This is a genomic window from Prauserella isguenensis (genome assembly GCF_014191605.1).
Lineage (GTDB): Bacteria > Actinomycetota > Actinomycetes > Mycobacteriales > Pseudonocardiaceae > Prauserella > Prauserella isguenensis.
The window spans coordinates 98,695-113,553 of the sequence record NZ_JACHWU010000008.1 but is presented as its reverse complement, the minus strand read 5'-3'; the positions used below and the strand labels follow the sequence as shown (position 1 = coordinate 113,553).

17 protein-coding genes are annotated in these 14,859 nt (G+C 70.0%); 13 read left to right on the top strand and 4 right to left on the bottom strand.

Annotated features, from left to right (window positions below):
- Positions 1–25: 25 nt before the first annotated feature.
- Complete coding sequence (locus tag FHS23_RS21450; RefSeq protein WP_183658974.1) at positions 26–526, bottom strand: DUF1707 domain-containing protein; 501 nt, start codon at positions 524–526, stop codon at positions 26–28.
- A 126-nt stretch (positions 527–652) separates the two neighbouring features.
- On the opposite strand from FHS23_RS21450, the gene xerD reads away from it, so the two are divergent.
- The 6 genes from xerD to FHS23_RS21420 all read left to right on the top strand — a co-directional run bounded on the left by xerD (position 653) and on the right by FHS23_RS21420 (position 5,999).
- Positions 653–1,585 (top strand): site-specific tyrosine recombinase XerD, encoded by a 933-nt coding sequence (gene xerD / locus FHS23_RS21445; RefSeq protein ID WP_183658972.1) that lies wholly within the window; start codon positions 653–655, stop codon positions 1,583–1,585.
- A 219-nt stretch (positions 1,586–1,804) separates the two neighbouring features.
- Positions 1,805–2,815, top strand: a complete 1,011-nt coding sequence (locus FHS23_RS21440; protein WP_183658970.1) for a ParA family protein — start codon at positions 1,805–1,807, stop codon at positions 2,813–2,815.
- Entirely contained in the window at positions 2,812–3,363 is a 552-nt protein-coding gene (locus FHS23_RS21435; protein ID WP_183658968.1) for a cobyrinic acid a,c-diamide synthase, read from the top strand. Before FHS23_RS21440 ends, FHS23_RS21435 begins: the two co-directional genes overlap by 4 nt.
- Positions 3,363–4,412, top strand: a complete 1,050-nt coding sequence (locus FHS23_RS21430; protein ID WP_246382553.1) for a segregation and condensation protein A — start codon at positions 3,363–3,365, stop codon at positions 4,410–4,412. Before FHS23_RS21435 ends, FHS23_RS21430 begins: the two co-directional genes overlap by 1 nt.
- Complete coding sequence (gene scpB / locus FHS23_RS23850) at positions 4,409–5,269, top strand: SMC-Scp complex subunit ScpB (RefSeq protein WP_343054156.1); 861 nt, start codon at positions 4,409–4,411, stop codon at positions 5,267–5,269. The genes FHS23_RS21430 and scpB overlap by 4 nt, the downstream gene beginning before the upstream one ends.
- Positions 5,259–5,999 carry a pseudouridine synthase gene (locus FHS23_RS21420; RefSeq protein WP_183658966.1) on the top strand — a complete coding sequence of 247 codons (741 nt, stop codon included), beginning with the start codon at positions 5,259–5,261 and terminating at the stop codon, positions 5,997–5,999. Before scpB ends, FHS23_RS21420 begins: the two co-directional genes overlap by 11 nt.
- 86 nt (positions 6,000–6,085) lie before the next feature.
- On the opposite strand, the gene FHS23_RS21415 is transcribed toward FHS23_RS21420, so the two are convergent.
- The 3 genes from FHS23_RS21415 to FHS23_RS21405 form a co-directional block, all read right to left on the bottom strand.
- Positions 6,086–6,514: an organic hydroperoxide resistance protein gene (locus FHS23_RS21415; RefSeq protein ID WP_183658964.1), complete on the bottom strand. Its 429-nt coding sequence runs from the start codon at positions 6,512–6,514 to the stop codon at positions 6,086–6,088.
- 95 nt (positions 6,515–6,609) lie between these two features.
- Complete coding sequence (locus tag FHS23_RS21410; RefSeq protein WP_183658962.1) at positions 6,610–7,788, bottom strand: cation:proton antiporter domain-containing protein; 1,179 nt, start codon at positions 7,786–7,788, stop codon at positions 6,610–6,612.
- 9 nt (positions 7,789–7,797) lie between these two features.
- Complete coding sequence (locus FHS23_RS21405; protein WP_183658960.1) at positions 7,798–8,280, bottom strand: cation:proton antiporter regulatory subunit; 483 nt, start codon at positions 8,278–8,280, stop codon at positions 7,798–7,800.
- Between the two features lie 145 nt (positions 8,281–8,425).
- Here FHS23_RS21405 and mbhE point away from each other — a divergent pair, with 145 nt between their 5' ends.
- From mbhE to mnhG, 7 genes are read left to right on the top strand one after another with little or no spacing between them, the layout of a single operon-like run.
- Complete coding sequence (mbhE, locus tag FHS23_RS21400) at positions 8,426–10,792, top strand: hydrogen gas-evolving membrane-bound hydrogenase subunit E (RefSeq protein WP_183658958.1); 2,367 nt, start codon at positions 8,426–8,428, stop codon at positions 10,790–10,792.
- Complete coding sequence (locus tag FHS23_RS21395) at positions 10,789–11,358, top strand: MnhB domain-containing protein (RefSeq protein ID WP_343054155.1); 570 nt, start codon at positions 10,789–10,791, stop codon at positions 11,356–11,358. Before mbhE ends, FHS23_RS21395 begins: the two co-directional genes overlap by 4 nt.
- 7 nt (positions 11,359–11,365) lie before the next feature.
- Positions 11,366–11,839 (top strand): Na(+)/H(+) antiporter subunit C, encoded by a 474-nt coding sequence (locus tag FHS23_RS21390; protein ID WP_183658956.1) that lies wholly within the window; start codon positions 11,366–11,368, stop codon positions 11,837–11,839.
- Positions 11,836–13,368 (top strand): Na+/H+ antiporter subunit D, encoded by a 1,533-nt coding sequence (locus FHS23_RS21385; protein WP_183658954.1) that lies wholly within the window; start codon positions 11,836–11,838, stop codon positions 13,366–13,368. The genes FHS23_RS21390 and FHS23_RS21385 overlap by 4 nt, the downstream gene beginning before the upstream one ends.
- Positions 13,368–14,108: a Na+/H+ antiporter subunit E gene (locus FHS23_RS21380; RefSeq protein WP_183658952.1), complete on the top strand. Its 741-nt coding sequence runs from the start codon at positions 13,368–13,370 to the stop codon at positions 14,106–14,108. Before FHS23_RS21385 ends, FHS23_RS21380 begins: the two co-directional genes overlap by 1 nt.
- On the top strand, positions 14,105–14,371 hold the full coding sequence (locus FHS23_RS21375) for an MrpF/PhaF family protein (protein WP_183658950.1): 267 nt from the start codon (positions 14,105–14,107) through the stop codon (positions 14,369–14,371). The genes FHS23_RS21380 and FHS23_RS21375 overlap by 4 nt, the downstream gene beginning before the upstream one ends.
- Positions 14,368–14,709 carry a monovalent cation/H(+) antiporter subunit G gene (gene mnhG, locus FHS23_RS21370; protein ID WP_183658948.1) on the top strand — a complete coding sequence of 114 codons (342 nt, stop codon included), beginning with the start codon at positions 14,368–14,370 and terminating at the stop codon, positions 14,707–14,709. The genes FHS23_RS21375 and mnhG overlap by 4 nt, the downstream gene beginning before the upstream one ends.
- The last annotated feature ends 150 nt before the right edge of the window (positions 14,710–14,859 follow it).

Genomic DNA, 14,859 nt, shown 5'->3' with positions numbered 1-14,859 from the left:
GCGGCACCGGCGGCCGGAGGCGAGATCAGTCGCGGAGTCGGCGGCCGTCGCCGTCGACTCCGCCCTTGGCCAGTAGCACGATCCCGTCGATGAACGGCCAGATCGCGCCCATGCCGAGTGTCAGCAGCGTCACGAACAACTGGGCGAGCGCCAAGCCGGTGTGTCCCGTGTAGAACCTGCCGATGCCGAACGGCAGCAGGATCTGCAGCACCCCGGCGACGATTTTCGACTTGTCGGACGGTGGCAGCACATCGGCCGTGCGGTTCACGGTGGGCACCGAACCGGGGCGGGGTGTCGTCGGCGGGAGCGACGCGGACGGAGGTCGGAGGAAGGTCGGGTGCGGCGCGGGAAGGTCGTTGAACAGTCCGCTCAGATCAGCACGCGTCCGTGCCGCGGCGGCCGCACCCACACGGTCCTCGTACTCGCCCATCGACAGCCGGCCGGAGCTGAAGTGGTCGGCGAGCACGCGGGAGGCTTCCTCCCGTTCGGTGTCTCCGACGCGGAGCTCGTTCGGGTCCTGCGTCATGGGCTCGACGGTACCGTTTCGACGCCGGTTCGGCGCTTTTCGCCGGCGCGCCTCGCCCACGCGAACCTGGGGGACAGGCCTGGTGAATACGCCTGCCGACGGGGTCGATCCGTCTAGAGTGTGCGCGTGACACGCTCGCGAGGCTCCGTCGAACACGTCGTGGCGACCTATCTCGACCACCTCGCGGTGGAGCGCGGCACGTCGAAGAACACGCTCGACGGGTACGCCCGTGACCTGCGCCGCTACGTCGAGTTCCTGCAGCGCAACGGCATCACCGACCCGGCGGCGGTGGAGCCCGCACACGTCGCCGAGTTCGGCGCAGTGCTGCGGGAGGGCGATGACGAGCACCGGCCGCTGGCGGCCTCGTCGGCGGCCCGGGCGCTGGTGGCGGTGCGCGGGCTGCACAAGTTCGCCAGTGCGGATGGCATCACCACCCACGACCCCGCCCGCGACGTGCATCCCCCGGCGCCCGCGCGGCGGTTGCCGAAGGCCCTGCCGGTCGACGACGTGCTGAGCCTGCTCGCCACTCCTGCGCCGGACGGGGAGCGCCCGTTGCGGGACCGTGCCCTGCTGGAGCTGCTGTACTCGACCGGCGCCCGAATCTCCGAAGCGGTCGGCCTCGACGTCGACGACATCGACACCGTCGAGCGCACCGTGCTGCTCGACGGCAAGGGCGGCAGACAGCGGCTCGTGCCGATCGGCAGGCCCGCACTCGACGCACTCGACGCCTATCTCGTCCGTGCGCGTCCGGTGCTGGCCAAGTCGGGGCGTGGCACGGCCGCGGTGTTCCTCAACGCGCGCGGCGGCAGGCTGTCGCGGCAGAGTGCGTGGCACGTGCTCAAGACCGCCGCGGAGCGGGCGGGCCTCAGCGCGACCGTCTCACCGCACACGCTCCGGCACTCGTTCGCCACCCACCTCATCGAAGGCGGCGCCGACGTGCGGGTGGTCCAGGAACTGCTCGGGCACGCCTCGGTGTCCACCACGCAGGTCTACACCCTCGTCACCGTGACCACGCTGCGCGAGGTGTACGCGACCGCGCACCCACGCGCACTCCGCTGACCGTGCCGGTGTCGCCGGCCGCCACCGGCGCCGTGGCACGCGGCGCCCGTGCCACGCGGCACATCCCGCCGCCACCATCGCCGCCTCGGCGTGTCCGGTCTCCACGGAACCGGGCCGGTCGGCGACAATCGGCTCGACGTGCGGCGAGCCTCTTTGCCGCTATGTCTACACCGCGAATAGGCTGACGGCGTTCTTGCCCCAAGGAGGAGCTTCCGCCCTATGTCGACCTCCCAGCAGCCGCGATCCCAGTCCGGCGACACGACCGCCGGGGGCAGCGGTGCGACCGCAGGCGCCACGTCCGAACCCGCGGCCGGCCCCGGTTACTCCGGTGCGGCCGCGGCCGACACGGCACCCGCCGCTGCCGGCGAGGACCGGACCGGTGGCGAGCAGGCCGAGGAGGTCAAGCTCGGCCCGACCGGCAGGCCGCTGCGGGAGATTCCCGAACCCCCGGAGCTGCACACGCACGGCCCGGCGACCGTGCTGGCGATGTGTAACCAAAAGGGTGGCGTGGGCAAGACCACGTCGACGATCAATCTCGGCGCCGCGCTCGCCGAGTACGGCAGGCGCGTGCTGCTCGTCGACTTCGACCCGCAGGGCGCCCTGTCGGTCGGTCTCGGTGTGCAGCCGCACGAGCTCGAGCAGAGCGTCTACAACGTGATCATGGAGCGGTCGCTGCCGGTCGACGGCGTCATCCGGAACACGAAGCTCGAGGGCATCGACCTGCTGCCGAGCAACATCGACCTGTCGGCGGCCGAGGTGCAGCTGGTCGCCGAGGTCGGGCGTGAGCACACGCTACTGAGGGTGCTGCATCCGGTGATGAAGCAGTACGACTATGTTCTTGTCGACTGCCAGCCGTCGCTGGGACTGCTCACCGTCAATGCGCTCACCGCGTCCGACGGCGTGATCATCCCGCTGGAGTGCGAGTTCTTCAGTCTGCGGGGCGTGGCGTTGCTGATCGACACCATCGATAAGGTGCGCGAACGGCTCAACCCCAAACTGGACATCACCGGCATTCTCGCCACGATGTTCGACCCGAGGACGTTGCATTCGAAGGAGGTCATGGCGCGCGTGGTGGAGGCATTCGGCGACACCGTGTTCGACACGGTGATCAACCGCACCGTGCGGTTCCCGGAGACCACTGTGGCCGGTGAACCGATCACCAAGTGGGCTCCTCGTTCGGCGGGTGCGGCGGCGTACCGGCAGCTGGCACGTGAGGTGATCGGCCGGTGAGCAGGCGAGCATCCCTGCCCGGGGCGTCCGAACTGTTCCGCCGCACCAGCAACCCCGTGTTCGGGGACGGCGCCGTGACACCTGCGGGCCCGCCCGCACCCGCGGCGGCTCCGGACGCGGAATCGGTGGAGGCGCCCGCGGCCGACGTCCCGGCCCGGGCGGCCGACGAGCCGCCCGCCGAGGCGGAGACGGCCGCGGACCGGACGGCCGGGGAACCGGAGCCCACCCGGAAGCGGACGGCCTCGACGACGGCCGCGAAGCCCGCGACGTCGGACTCGGGCGGACTGGCGAAGGCGGGCCGCCGCGGCTCGGGCAGGCAGAAGCACGACGCGAAGATCACGGTGTACCTGTCCGGCGACGAGCTGGTCGCGATGGAGCAGGCCCGGTTGGCCCTGCGTGCGTCGCACGACCTCGCGGTGGATCGCGGGCGCATCGTGCGCGAGGCCGTCGCCGTGCTGCTGGCCGACTTCGAGGCCGGCGGCGAGGACTCCGTCCTCGTCACGCGGCTGCGCGACGGCGACCTCGACGACCAGGAAGCCACGAACTGATGAACCACGGGGCGCAGCCCCAGCCGGACGCCGACGACACACCGACCGACGCGGCCACCCATGAACCCGTCCCTGCCGACGGCGCCGAGGCGCTCGCCGACGAGCCCCGGGACGCCACCTCGAGCGACCCCGTCGCGAACGAATCCGTCGCAAACGAATCCGGGGAGATCGCCGCGAGCGGCGCGGCCGGGGCGAGTGGGGACGGCGACGAGGGCGGTGCCGGCAGTGGCGAGTCGGCCGACGGTCCGCCTCGGTTCCAGGTGCGGCTGCAGAACTTCGAAGGGCCGTTCGACCTGCTGCTGCAGCTGATCTCGCAGCACCAGCTGGACGTCACCGAGGTCGCGTTGCACCGGGTGACCGACGATTTCATCGCCCACACCCGGTCGCTCGGCGAGGAGTGGAACCTCGACGAGACCACCGAGTTCCTCGTCGTCGCGGCGACGCTGCTCGACCTGAAGGCCGCGCGGCTGTTGCCGTCGGCGGAGGTCGAGGACGAGGACGACCTGGCACTGCTGGAGGCACGTGACCTGCTGTTCGCGCGGGTGTTGCAGTATCGCGCCTACAAGCAGGTCGCGGCGCTCTTCGGTGAGCTCGAGGCGGGTGCTCTCCGGCGGTACCCACGGTCGGTGAGCCTGGAGGAGCGCTACCTCGGCCTGCTGCCCGAGGTGATGCTCGGCGTCACCCCGGACCGGTTCGCCGACATCGCGCTCGGTGTGTTCCGGCCCAAACCCACGCCCGAGGTATCGCTCGACCACCTGCACATGGGCAGGGTGTCGGTGCGCGAACACGCGGCCGTGCTGCGCCTGCGGCTCGCCGAACAGGGGGCGGGCACGTTCCGTGACCTCGTCGCCGACTGCGAACACACCCTCGAGGTGGTCGCACGGTTCCTCGCACTGCTCGAGCTCTACCGGGAGAAGTCGGTGAACCTCGAACAGGAGGAGGCGCTCGGCGAGCTGCACGTGCGCTGGACGGGCGGTTCGCTCGAGGAGGCCACGGCCCGGGCCGAGGCCGACCGGGACGCCGACACGGACGACGAGGAGTACGGGTGAACGAGCCACACGACATCGATGCGCACGTCGGCCCCGGCCCCGGCGCCGATGCCGTCACCACGGACAGGGCCGTGACCGGCGGCCCCGAGTCGGACAGCGCCCCGACCGACGGTGGTGCGGTCGACAGCACCGGCGGGGAGGTTCCCGACCTCGCAGCCGCCGGTGGCCGCGACATCGCAGCCCGCGACATCGCAGCCGCCGTGGAGCACCCTGCAGGCCAGGACTCCGCAGACGGCGACGCACTCGGCGGGGGTTCGGCCGACGGTGAGGACACGAGCCTCACGGCGGTGGCGCAGGACCGGGTGCTGCCGGACGTGTCCGAGTACGACACGTTGGTGTCCGCGTTGGAGTCGATGCTGTTGGTGGTCGACGCGCCGGTCGGGGAGGAGACCCTGGCCGGCGCGCTGGAACAGCCCGTCGACCGGGTCACCGAGACGTTGCGCACGATGGCGGAGGACTACACCGACCGCGGCAGCGGGTTCGACCTGCGCCGATCGGCGGAAGGCTGGCGGTTCTACACGCGTGACACGTACGCCCCGTTCGTGGAGAAGCTGCTGCTCGACGGGCAGCGGTCGAAGCTCACGCGGGCGGCGCTCGAAACGCTCGCGGTCATCGCCTACCGGCAGCCGGTCACGCGCTCGAGGGTCGCGGCGGTACGCGGTGTGAACGTCGACGGCGTGATCCGTACGCTCGTACAGCGCGGTCTGATCGAGGAGAGCGGCGCCGACGGCGAGTCCGGCGGCACGCTCTACGTGACGACCGAGCTGTTCCTGGAGCGGTTGGGCCTGGAGTCGTTGAACGACCTGCCGCCCATCGCACCCTTGCTACCCGAGGTGGATTCGATCGATGACATCTAGCAACCCCGAAGGGGTTCGCCTGCAGAAAGTGCTCGCGCAGGCCGGCGTCGCGTCGCGGCGCGCGTCCGAGGAGCTGATCGCGCAGGGCCGGGTGAGCGTCGACGGCGAGGCCGTGCGGGAACTCGGCAAGCGGGTCGACCCGGACACCGCGGTGATCCACGTGGACGGCGAGCGGCTGATCGTGGACGACACGCTGGTCTACCTGGCGCTGAACAAGCCGAAGGGCGTGCACAGCACCATGTCCGACGAGGAGGGCAGGCCGTGCGTCGGTGACTACGTGCGCAACCGCAGGGAGCGGCTGTTCCACGTCGGCAGGCTCGACGCCGACACCGAGGGCCTGCTGCTGCTGACCAACGACGGCGACCTGGCGAACAAGCTGATGCACCCCTCGTTCCATGTGCCGAAGACGTATCTGGCCGAGGTCGACGGCTCCGTGCCGCGGGGTCTCGGGAAACGTCTGCGCAGCGGCGTCGAGCTCGAGGACGGTCGGGTGCGGGTCGACGAGTTCCGCGTCAAGGACGTCCAGGCCGGGCGGACGCTGGTCGAGCTCGTGCTGCACGAGGGCCGCAAGCACATCGTGCGCAGGCTGCTGCGGGAGGTGGGCCACCCGGTGCGCAAACTCGTTCGCACGTCGGTCGGCGGCGTGCAGCTCGGGCAGACCAAGCCCGGCGCGATCCGCAAGCTGAACCGCAAGGAGATCGGCTCGCTGTACAAGGCCGTCGGGTCGTGACCGCCGGCGTTCGGTGAGGACGACTCGGCGCGACCGCACCCCGAGGGGGCGGTGCTTCGGGGGAGGGCGCTCCGAGGGGCCGGGCCTCAGGCGACCGTGGCGTCGACGGTCACCGGGATGTTGCCGCGGGTGGCGTTCGAGTACGGGCACATCGCGTGGGCAGCCTCGGTCAGCTCGTCGGCCGTGGCCTGGTCGACGCCGGACAGTTCGACGTGCAGATCCGCGGCGAGGCCGAACCCGCCGCCTTCCTGCGATCGCAACTGCACCTCGGCGACCACGGCCGAGTCGCTGATCGTCGTTTTCCGCTCGGCGGCGACGGCCTTCAGCGCGGAGTGGAAGCAGGTGGCCCAGCCCGCCGCGAACAGCTGTTCCGGATTGGTGCCAGCGCCCGTGCCGCCCATCTCGGCCGGGACGGCGAGTGTGACGTCGAGAGTCTGGTCGTTGGTGGCGGCCCTGCCGCCGCGCCTGCCGTCGCCGGTGGAGGTCGCGATCGCGGTGTACACGGTGTCTGGCATGGAGTTCTCCTCGCTCGAGCGCGTCTGGACCGATCCGTACATCCACGACGGTAGCGGCGTGCGCGGTGTACGGCCGGGTGGCGTTCGGCGACCACTCAGACGCCGGACGTCGCCCGGCGCGGCTGCAGCCTCCGGGCCACGGGCTCGACCACGCGGGCGGCGGTCGGGCCGAGGATCGCCATCAGCAGCACGTACGCGGTCGCCAGGGCGGCGAGCTCGCCTTCGACGGCGCCGGCGCTCACCGCGAGGCCGGCGATGACGATCGAGAACTCGCCGCGCGCCACCAGGGCCGCACCGGCCCTCGCGCGTCCGAGCCTGCCGACCCCCGAACGCCGGGCCGCCCACCACCCGGTGCCGATCTTGGTCACCGTCGTCACCACGGCCAGCACGACGGCCCAGACCAGCACCGGCGGGATCGACGCGGGGTCGGTGTTCAGACCGAACACCACGAAGAACGCCGCCACGAACAGGTCGCGCAGCGGTTCCAGCAGGCGGGTGGCGTTCTCCGCGGTCGACCCCGAGATCGCGATGCCCAGCAGGAACGCACCCACCGCGGCCGAGACCTGCAGTGCCTGGGCCAGACCGGCCACCAGCAGCGCCGACCCGAACACGCGCAGCAGGAACACCTCGCGGTCGTCGCTGTCGACGATCGCGGAGACGAACCGCCCGTACTTGATGGCGATCACCAGCACGACCGAGATGACCAGGAGTGAGATGCCGACCGCGGTCAGCCCGCCCACGAGGCTCACACCGCCGAGGACCGCGGTGAGGATCGGCAGGTACAGCGCCATCGCCAGGTCCTCGAACACGAGGATCGACAACACGACCGGCGTCTCGCGGTTACCGAGCCTGCCCAGGTCGCCGAGGACCTTCGCGATGATGCCGGACGAGGATATGTAGGTGACGCCTCCCAGTACCACCGCTCCGATCGGCCCCCAGCCCAGCAGCAGCGCCACGACGGCACCCGGCGCGGCATTGGCCACGATGTCGACGACGCCGGCCGGCCAGGACCGCTTCATCCCGCCGACGAGTTCGGCCGCCGAGTACTCCAGCCCGAGCAGCAGGAGCAGCAGCACGACGCCGATCTCGCTGGCCAGGTGCGTGAACTGGCCGATGTCGCCCAGCCCGACCACGCCGCCCTCGCCGAAGAACAGCCCGCCGACCAGGTAGAGCGGAATCGGCGACATGCCGACGCGCTGCGCCACCCTGCCGAGCACGCCGAGTAGGAGGAAGACCGCGCCCAGCTCGATCAGGGCGAGTGTGGTGTGGTCCACGGCCGGCCGTCACCCGTGGTGGAGGATCTTCGTCGCCGCGTCGAGTCCCTCCGCCGTACCGACGGCCGCGACGAGGTCACCCGCCGTGAACACGAAGTCCGGAGCGGGGGACGCGTGGATCTGCCCGGCGCGCATCACCGCGACCACGGACACGCCGGTCCGGGTGCGGATCTCCGTGTCGGCCAGGGTCCTGCCGTCGTAGGGCGACGCGGTCTTGATCGTCAGCTGGCGGGTGCTGATGCCCGGCAGCTCCTTCTGCTCCTCGGTGAGTTGCGCGACCAGCTGCGGCGCGCCGAGCAGGTTGGCGAGCGCGCCCGCCTCGTCCGCGGTCAGCGACAGCGACGCCAGGCAGGCATCGAGGTCGTCCGACTTGGAGACGATGAGATCGGTCGTGCCGTCGCGGTGGCTGACCACCCCGACCCGGCGGCCGTTACCTGCGACGAATTCCTTCCGGACACCGATGCCCGGCAGTGGTGTGACTTCGACGTTCACCCGTCCACCGCACCCCCGGTGCCCGATGCGGCACCGGGCTCGGCGCAGGTTCCGCCCGACCGTCCATTCTGGCCGGTCGGGCGGAACGATCATCCAGTTCGTAGGATGTCGGTATTGCGGGCCGAGCGAAGGACGGTGAAGCCGGGTGCTAGTGGCGATCTTGGCGCATTTCGCACTCGCCGCGGTCCTGCCGCTGGTCGCACGCCGCTACGGTCGGGCGGCTTTCGTCGTCGGCGCCCTGGCCCCGGCGGCGACCCTGGTCTACGCGCTGGCCAGGGGCGGTGAGGCCGTCAGCGGTGCCCCGCCGTTGGAAACGCTGGCCTGGGCGCCTGTCATCGGCCTTGAGTTCACGGCGCGTTTCGACGAACTCGCACTACTGCTGATTCTGCTGGTCAGCGGCATCGGCGCGGTCGTTCTCTGCTACTACTCCCGGTACGCGAAGCCGGACGATCACCGCACGGCCGCACGGGACTCGGCGCTGCTGGTCACCTTCGCCGGCGCGATGCTCGGACTCGTCCTGGCCGACGACGTCATCTCGCTGTACCTGTTCTGGGAGCTCACCACGGTGTGCTCGTTCCTGCTCGTCGGCGGGGACGGGGTCGCGAAACGGCTGCGTACGTCTGCGACCCAGGCGCTGCTGGTCACGACGCTCGGCGGGCTGGCGATGCTGCTCGGGCTCATCCTCCTGGGTACGGCCGCGGGCACCATGCGGATCTCGGAGATCCTGGCCGACCCGCCCTCGGGCGGCATCGTCACCGCGGCGCTCCTGCTGGTCCTGCTCGGCGCGTTGACCAAGTCCGCGCAGGTTCCCTTCCACCCGTGGCTGCCCAGCGCGATGGTCGCGCCGACCCCGGTGAGTGCCTATCTGCACGCCGCCGCGATGGTGAAAGCAGGCGTCTACCTCGTCGCGCGGTTCTCGCCGGCGTTCGCCGATCATCCCGCGTGGTGGATCCCGATCGTCGTCTGCGGTTTGTGGACGATGCTGCTCGGTGGTTTCCGAGCGCTGCGCCAGTACGACCTCAAGACTCTGCTGGCCTACGGCACGATCAGTCAGCTCGGCTTTCTCATGGTCATGCTCGGCGCCGGCACCTGGATGTCGGCGCTCGCGGCGGGCACGCTGATACTCGCGCACGGCCTGTTCAAGTCCGCGTTGTTCCTCACCGTGGGGATCATCGACAAACGCGCGGGCACCCGCGACATCCGGGAACTGTCCGGTCTCGGCAGACAGTGGCGCGGGCTGACGACGCTGGCGACGTTCGCTCTCATGTCGATGGCGGGCCTGCCCCCGCTGCTCGGCTTCATCGGCAAGGAGGTCGCCCTCGAGGCGCTGTTCGAAGGCGGCACCGTCGACCGCCTCATCGGCGTCGGGGTCGCGGTCGGCTCCGTACTGACAGTCGTTTACAGCCTCCGCTTCCTCCGCGGCGCGTTCGGCACCAAACCCGACATGGCGCCCTCTGCGCCCGTGCCGTGTGGGCGCGTCATGACCGGCATGGTGGCCGTCCCCTCGCTCGCCGGGCTGGTGCTCGCACTCGCACCGAGCGTGATCGAGCCGGTGGAGACGGGCTATGCCGACCGCTACGGCAAGGATCCCGGGTACCACCTCGCGCTCTGGCACGGCATCACGCCGGCGTTGATGATCAGCGTGGGCATCATCGCCGCCGGTGTGGCCGTGCATCGCTACGCCGGTGTGCAGCGGCTGGGTGGCTACGTGCCCGGGCCGCTGCGTGCCCAGAGCTGGTACGGCAGGTCGGTCGAGGGCCTCGAGTCCCTGGCGCGGGGTGTCACCGGTCGGTTGCAGGTCGGCTCCCTGCCGGTGTACCTGGGCGTCATCCTCACCACGCTCGTCGTCGTTCCCGGCGCGGGACTGTTCTCGGGCGACATCGACTTCGGCGAGCTGCGGTTGTTCGACAACTGGCTTCAGGTGCCGCTCGCGCTGCTGGTGCTCGTCGCGGCCGCCACCTCCCTGCTCGCTCGCCGCCGGCTCACCGCGGTGCTGTTGGCGGGCGTGGTCGGTTACGGCATCGGCGCGTGGTTCGTCGTCGACGGCGGCGCCGACCTGGCGCTGGCGCAGTTCCTGGTCGAGACGCTCACGCTCGTCGTGTTCGTGTTCGTCATCCGCCGATTCCCGCCCCGCTTCATCGAGAACAAGGCGTACGTGGGCGGCCGGTGGGTCAAGGCGGTGATCGCGGGAGTCGCGGGCACGTTCGTGGCCGTGCTGGCGGTGCTCTACTCCGGCTACCGGGGAGGCATACCGGAGGCGAGTCGGCAGTACATCGAGCGTGCCGAGGACGAGACCGGGGCCACGAACGTGGTCAACGCGATCATTGTCGACTTCCGTGCGTTCGACACGATCGGCGAGATCACGGTGCTCGCGGTCGCGGCGACCGGCGTCGCCAGCCTCATTCTGGCGCGCTCACGCAGGCGCAACGGCACCGTTGGCCGCCCCGAGCCGACCGAGCAGGACGCTACCGACGACACCGGCACCACCGAGACGCCGGAGGTGAGGTCGTGACCGATCGCCCCGACGACCCGCGCGAGTCCGTGCCGTGGACGGAGTGGGACACGCCCCGCGAACGTTGGCTGATGACCGAGCAGGACGCCTACTCATGGCCACGGTCGCTGCTGCTCGAGGTCATTGCTCGAGTGCTGTTCCCGACGGTGCTCGTGTTCTCGGTTTATCTGTTGCTCGCCGGGCACAACAACGCAGGCGGCGGGTTCAGCGGCGGCCTGGTCGCCGCTCTGGCCTTCGTGCTCCGCTATGTCGCGGGAGGTAGCGCCGAGCTGGCGATGATGGTGCGTGTGCGCCCGCCCGTCGTCATCGGGAGCGGCCTGGCCATCGCGGTGCTCACCGCGCTTGCGCCGGTGGTGTTCGGTGACCCGGTACTCGCGTCGGGGATCTGGAAGCTCCAGCTTCCTGTCCTCGGTGAACTCAAGATCACCTCGAATCTGCTGCTCGACCTCGGTGTCTACCTGTTGATCATCGGAGTCGTGGTGGATCTGCTGCGCACCATCGGTGCGGGCACCGAGGTCGGCGGGCCCGGTGTGGACGACGAACAGCTCGAGGAGGAGAGGGGATGACGCGTCGATGACCATCAACATCACCATGGCCGTGACGCTCGCCGGCCTCTACTCCGTCGGCTTCTACCTGCTCATGCAGCGCTCGCTGATGCGCGTGATCCTGGGCATCGTGATCCTCGGCCACGGGGCGAACCTGTTCCTGCAGGTCGCGGGCGGTCCGCCCGGCGAGCCGACGTTCGTGGGCTCCGCAGTGCTGGAAGCGATGGTCGATCCGCTCCCACAGGCGCTCGCGCTGACCGCGATCGTGATCACGTTCGCGCTCACGACGTTCCTGCTCGCGCTCGCCTACCGGTCCTGGGCGTTGCTCGGCCACGACGAGGTACAGGACGACGTCGAGGACCGCCGCATCGCGAGAGCCGAACAGGCTGCCAGGAAGGTCGAGGACGAGGGGCCGGAGAGCGAGCGCGTCGCCGGTTTCGAAGCACCCGAGGCGCCCGAGAGCCGCCCCGGCGAGGACGACGAGGAGGCCCGGATCCGATGACCTTCCTCGTCGCGCTCCCCGTGCTGCTGCCGTTGTTGGCGGCGGCGCTGTCACTGGTCGCGGGCCGCTCGCCCCGGGTGCAACGGCTGTTGGGCGTCGTCGTGCTGACCGCCATCGCGGCGGTCGCCGCGACCCTGCTGCTGCGAGCCGACAGCGAAGGGCCGGTCGTGCTGCGACTCGGCGGATACGGCCCGCCGTTCGGGATCACGCTCGTCGCCGACCGGCTCGCCTCCCTGCTGTTGCTGGTGTCGGCCCTCGTGACGCTCGCCGTGCTGGTCTTCTCGATCGGTCAGCGCATCACCGACTTCGGGCGGAGGACGGCCTCGACGGCGTTCCACCCGATGTATCTCGTGCTGTGTGCGGGCGTATCGATGGCGTATCTGACCGGCGATCTGTTCAACCTGTTCGTCGCGTTCGAGATCATGCTCGGTGCGTCCTACGTGTTGATCACGCGGCGGGTCACTGCGGAACGGGTCCGGCCGAGCATGACGTACGTGATCGTCAGTCTCACCTCGTCACTGCTGTTCATCACGATGATCGCCCTGGTGTACACGGCGACGGGCACCGTCAACCTCGCCGCGATGCCGGAGAAGATCGCCGCCCTGCCCGCGGGCGTGCAGTCGAGCCTCGCGCTGTTCATCGTCATCGTGTTCGGCATCAAGGCGGCGCTCGTGCCGCTGCACTTCTGGCTGCCCGACAGCTATCCGACGGCGCCGGCACCGATCACCGCCGTGTTCGCGGCGCTGCTGACCAAGGTCGGCGTGTACGCGCTGATCCGGACCCAAACCCTCGTGTTCGTCCACGAGGACAGTTGGGCCGTGCTCCTCGGTGTCGCGCTCGTGACGATGATCATCGGCGCGCTGGGCGCGATCGCGCAGAACGACCTCAACCGGATGCTCTCGTTCCTGCTCGTCAGCCACATCGGATACATGCTGTTCGGCCTCGCGCTGTTCACCGTGATCGGGCTGGCAGGCGTGATCCTCTACGTCGTGCACCACATCACCGTGCAAGGCGCGTTGTTCCTGGTCAGCGGTCTTGTGACCCGGCACACGGGCACCGTCTCGTTGCAGGCGATGTCGGGGGTCGCGAGGGCGTACCCGTTGGTGGCCGTGTTGTTCGCGATCCCTGCGATGAGCCTGGCCGGCATTCCGCCGTTCTCGGGCTTCGTGGCCAAGATGGCGTTGCTGCAGGCCGGTGCCGAGGTGGGCACCGCGATGGCGATCGCGGTGACTGCCGGAGCCGTCGTGACGAGCCTGCTGACTCTCTACGCGGTCACGAAGATCTGGGTCGGCGCGTTCTGGGGACCGCCGACCGAACCGTTGGTCGACGACGATCCGAACGACGACGTGACCGTGGGAACGGGCTCGACGTCGTCGGCGATGGTCGGCGCGACGGGTGGTCTCGTACTGATCAGCGTGCTGATCGCGGTGTTCGCAGGCCCGCTCGCCGACATGAGCGAGCGGGCCGCCAACGACCTGCTGCACGACGAGGGCTACCGCTCGGCAGTACTCGGGGAGGGGAACGGCTGATGCCCAGGCGTAGGAGGCACGGAAACCGCATCGCGCCGTCGCTGATGATCTGGCTCGTCGTCGTATGGATGTTGCTGTGGGGAACATTCGACGTGGCGACGGCCGTGTACGGGCTCCTCGTCGCACTGATCGTCCTCGTGGTGTTCCCGTTGCCGTCGCACCGGTGGAACATCTTCCACAGGCCGTGGCGGCTGGTCATTCTGGCTGGGTATGTCATCGTCGATCTGGTCGGATCGGCGGTCCGCTTTTTCGTGGACACTCTTCGCGAGTCGGGGCGGGTGTCGGCGGCCATCATGGCGGTGCCGGTGCTCTCCGACGTCGACCACGTGATCGCCTCGGCCGCAAACGTCGTCTCGCTCGCACCGGGCACGTTCGTGCTGCAGATCGACCGTTCCCGCGGCATCTGGTACGTCTATACGACCGGTGTGCGCACCGCGGAGGACGCGCACAAGGCCTACGACAACGTGGTCGACATGCAGCACGTCGTCGTGTGGGCGTTCGGTGACGAGCAGGAGGCTCCCGCAGCACGAAGTCGGGCCGAGGAGGCGAAACGGGAGCGAGACCGTTCCCCGGTCTGCCGGCCTCAGCAGCCGTCTCCCGTCGCGGCGGTCGCCGCCTCGGAGGCCGAGTTCCGAAACGCCGAGTCCCGAAACGGTGAGTCCGACGGTGGCGGCGAGGCCGGTGCCGACGGCCCCGATGACGTCGCCGAGGTCGACGAGAACAGGCGGGAGGACCGATGAACGTCGTGTTTGCGGTCACGTTCGGTCTGCTCGGCGTGGCAGGCCTGCTGACGATGCTGCGCGTCGTGCGCGGGCCGCGCACGTTGGATCGCATCCTCGCGGTCGACGTGCTGGTGATCTTGATCGTCGCGGGGACGGCGGTGGGTATGGCGATGTCGTCGCGGGGTATCTACATCGCCCTCATCGTGGTGGTCGCGCTACTCGGCTTCGTCGGCACGATCTCGGTGGTGCGGCTCGTCGAGCGCAGGGAGGAGTACCGATGAGCGTGCGGGACTGGGTCAGCGCGGTCGGGCTGATCTCGGGTGCGTTGTTCTGCGTGATCGGCGCGTGGGGCATGGTGCGACTGCCGGACACGTTGAGCCGGCTTCAGGCGGCGACGAAGCCGCAGACACTCGGACTGCTGCTCATCCTCGCCGGCACGGCGGTGCGACTCGAGCCGCATTTCGCGGTCGGCCTCGTGCTGGCAGGGTTGTTCCAGGTCATCACAGCGCCGGCGTTGTCGCAGCTGTTCGGGCGCGCCGCCTACCGCACGGGCGGTGTCGACCGTTCCACACTGGTGGTGGACGAGCTGGCGCAACGCCTGCGTTCCGGACGGGAATGACCGCCAGGCAGAATGGGGCTGCAGCACGCAGGCGCGGACCGGTGCCCGTGGCACGGCCGTGCCACGGGCAGCACGTGAGCGCGAGGCGATCCCGTGGTGCACCGGCCCGTCGGGTGCGGGTCCGTCGTCTGTCGGCACGGCGCCCACGGC

Excerpts from the sequence above, each read along its gene's own strand:
- FHS23_RS21450 (WP_183658974.1), bottom strand. The coding sequence starts at position 526 with ATGACGCAGGACCCGAACGAGCTCCGCGTCGGAGACACCGAACGGGAG.
- FHS23_RS21440 (WP_183658970.1), top strand. The coding sequence starts at position 1,805 with ATGTCGACCTCCCAGCAGCCGCGATCCCAGTCCGGCGACACGACCGCC.
- FHS23_RS21430 (WP_246382553.1), top strand. The coding sequence starts at position 3,363 with ATGAACCACGGGGCGCAGCCCCAGCCGGACGCCGACGACACACCGACC.
- FHS23_RS21420 (WP_183658966.1), top strand. The coding sequence starts at position 5,259 with ATGACATCTAGCAACCCCGAAGGGGTTCGCCTGCAGAAAGTGCTCGCG.
- FHS23_RS21415 (WP_183658964.1), bottom strand. The coding sequence starts at position 6,514 with ATGCCAGACACCGTGTACACCGCGATCGCGACCTCCACCGGCGACGGC.
- FHS23_RS21390 (WP_183658956.1), top strand. The coding sequence starts at position 11,366 with ATGACCATCAACATCACCATGGCCGTGACGCTCGCCGGCCTCTACTCC.
- FHS23_RS21385 (WP_183658954.1), top strand. The coding sequence starts at position 11,836 with ATGACCTTCCTCGTCGCGCTCCCCGTGCTGCTGCCGTTGTTGGCGGCG.
- FHS23_RS21380 (WP_183658952.1), top strand. The coding sequence starts at position 13,368 with ATGCCCAGGCGTAGGAGGCACGGAAACCGCATCGCGCCGTCGCTGATG.
- FHS23_RS21375 (WP_183658950.1), top strand. The coding sequence starts at position 14,105 with ATGAACGTCGTGTTTGCGGTCACGTTCGGTCTGCTCGGCGTGGCAGGC.
- mnhG (WP_183658948.1), top strand. The coding sequence starts at position 14,368 with ATGAGCGTGCGGGACTGGGTCAGCGCGGTCGGGCTGATCTCGGGTGCG.